Source organism: Lacrimispora sp., assembly GCF_031982545.1.
GTDB lineage: Bacteria > Bacillota > Clostridia > Lachnospirales > Lachnospiraceae > Lacrimispora.
This window is the reverse complement of record NZ_DALYXB010000027.1, coordinates 1-2,672: the sequence shown is the minus strand read 5'-3', so window position 1 is coordinate 2,672 and position 2,672 is coordinate 1. Positions and strand designations below refer to the sequence as shown.

At 38.3% G+C, this 2,672-nt stretch carries 2 protein-coding genes; both read left to right on the top strand.

What is annotated here, in order from left to right; translation table 11 throughout:
• Positions 1–417 precede the first annotated feature (417 nt).
• On the top strand, positions 418–2,154 hold the full coding sequence (locus ABS301_RS25760; protein WP_349674898.1) for a flagellar assembly protein A: 1,737 nt from the start codon (positions 418–420) through the stop codon (positions 2,152–2,154).
• A 20-nt stretch (positions 2,155–2,174) separates the two neighbouring features.
• Complete coding sequence (locus ABS301_RS25755) at positions 2,175–2,558, top strand: response regulator (RefSeq protein ID WP_349674897.1); 384 nt, start codon at positions 2,175–2,177, stop codon at positions 2,556–2,558.
• Positions 2,559–2,672 lie beyond the last annotated feature (114 nt).

Below are 2,672 nucleotides of genomic sequence, written 5' to 3'. Positions count from 1 at the left end.
CCGCCGTTTTCAGCGGCGAGGTATATCATACCAAAGCTTTCGACAAAAGTCAACACTTATTATGAAAATTTTGTCGATAACTTTTTGCGGTTTCAAACTATCTTTTTTACCGTTAAAGTAACCAAAATATACCATAATGTGTTATATTATTGTTACAAACTGCCGATATAGATATATAATCCATAACTATTCAGAAAAGGAGGTGTTCCATAAAGCCTGTTTGTTATGGTTAAATCCAGATACAAGCAGGATTACGGGTATCTATTTAACTGGCGTATGTAAGATGGAACAAAAGGATTGCAGCTTTATATATGATTGCTTTCCTTATAATAGCGCATTTATGGGGACTATATTATACTCTATTTGCCGACACCGGATATGATATATCCGGTAGTCCATATGTTAGGGGAGAAAAAAATGAAAGATAAGAACAGAAAAGGTTTCTTTGGACTCTTTCAAAATGTAAAACGCACTTCAGAGTCTTTGGAAGAAAACGAAATACCACATTTTGAACCGGTTGAAGCATCAGAAAGTGACGATAGCGGGGAGGACACCACATTAACAAATTATAATTTGTCTCCAGACCCTGTTTCGGACGCTGAACCGGATACGAAAGAAAACGCTGCCCCCTCATTAATATGGGAACCTTCTGATGATCCTTTGATTCTCCGGGTCAACGAAGATCTTCTCGAGGTGGAACGCAGACAATTTGCTATGAAGATGAAAGCTCTTTCTAATATTTATAAGAAGAATGAGGTAACTACTTCTGAATCAACTGAGGAACCTGAACCAAAGGCTGCCCAGCCCCATATACTGATCTCTGCTGACAGAATGGCTGCATGGATCTATGTTTTCTCGCCTTTAAATGGTGGTTCGGATATTAAAGAAGAAAATCTGCGTTCTTTACTTGCACAGGAACATGTGAAAACTGGAATATTGGAAGATACCTTAAAATCAATTGCAAACGAGCATATTTATGATCAGGTATTGTTAATAGCGAAAGGGATACTTGCGAGAAATGGAATTGATGGTTCTATAAAAGATCACTTTGACCGGGTCATACAGCTGGAGTTTGAAGAGGACGAGAACGGTTCTGTGGATTACAAGAACCTAAATAATATACAAGCCGTTAAAGAAGGGGAAGTTATTTGTGAGATTACTTCTGCTATTCCAGGTGAAAACGGGACAACCATAGAAGGTCAGGTATATCCCTGCGAGATAAAAGGAACACCCGTAGCGGTTCCCGCCGGACGTAATATGCAGCTGACTGAAGATGGCACTCTTATAATAGCTCAGAAAACAGGACATGTTACCTTTTCTAATGGTAAATTTAATATTGATCCACTGTTGAAGATTAACGGAAATATTGATAATAGCACCGGTAATTTGGATTATGACGGAGATATTTTCATATCTGGTGATGTAAGAAATGGATTCTCTGTAAAGGCAACCGGAGCCATCGATATCCGTGGATCCGTAGAAGGAGCTGAAATCATTGCCCGGGGTCCAATTACAATTGCCAGCGGAATGTCTGGTAATGGGCGGGGAACTCTCACGTCTGAATCATTTATCAGATGTCGTTATCTGGAACATTGTACTGTAAAAGCAGAGGGGAACGTTTATGCAGAAAGTATTATCAACTCTAAAGTACAAAGCGGGGAAGACATCATAGTGACTTCAGGAATAGGAGTTATTATTGGAGGATCACTGCTTGCAGCCTGTAATATCAACGCCAACATTATTGGATCAAAAGTTCGCCGTCTAATTACAGAATTAATAATAGCTAACGTTCCGAAGAACGTAGAAGAATCATCCCGGCTTACACGGGAATTAGAACAGCTGCATCACAATCTGTCAGAAATCAGAAAGAATATAGTTTACCTTGAAACGGTACAAAGACAAGATAAGCAGCAGCTGCTGGATAGTTTAAAACAGGCTTCCGATTATTTAAATATAAGAGAACAGGAAATAACGAATCGATTAACTGAAATAGCCTCTACTGATTCGGAACAGATTGGTCTCATTAAATGCAGACAGCTATTGCCGGTAGTCCGTGTCCGAATAGGTTCATCCAGCCTTTTAATTCAGGAAGAATGCTCCAGCAGTGTTCTCTACAAAAACAGCGAAGGTGAGATTACCATAGGAACTAATTAGTTCTTCGAAAGGGGAAAATTATGAAAAAGACAATTATGATTGTTGATGACTCCATATTAATAAGAAATGAAATTGGAAAACTTCTTGAGGGAACGGATTACGAAGTAGTCTGTCAATGCCGGAGCGGGGAAGAAGCTTTGGAAACATATGAGAAAATACTTCCTGATATAGTAACCATGGATATTATATTACCAGGAATCGATGGACTGGAAACTTCCAAACAACTTTTAAGCAAGCACCCGAAGGCAGGCATTGTTATCATAAGCTCCCTTGTATATGATAGAACTATGCAGATTGTTCAGGAACTGGGTTCTGCAATTCCTTTTGTTTTTAAACCCATTAATAAATCATTCTTTATTGAATCACTTAATAAGGTGAGCAATGATTTAGATACAACTTTGTAAATACATAGTATAGAATAAAGACGGTTTGGTTTAATTTCTCTTCATATAGTACAAAAAAAGGTTCTATACTGAATGTTGGGGTGTGCTTGAAAAGCACACTACCAACATTCTTTT

Coding starts and splice junctions, on each gene's coding strand:
- ABS301_RS25755 (WP_349674897.1), top strand. CDS start 2,175: ATGAAAAAGACAATTATGATTGTTGATGACTCCATATTAATAAGAAAT.
- ABS301_RS25760 (WP_349674898.1), top strand. CDS start 418: ATGAAAGATAAGAACAGAAAAGGTTTCTTTGGACTCTTTCAAAATGTA.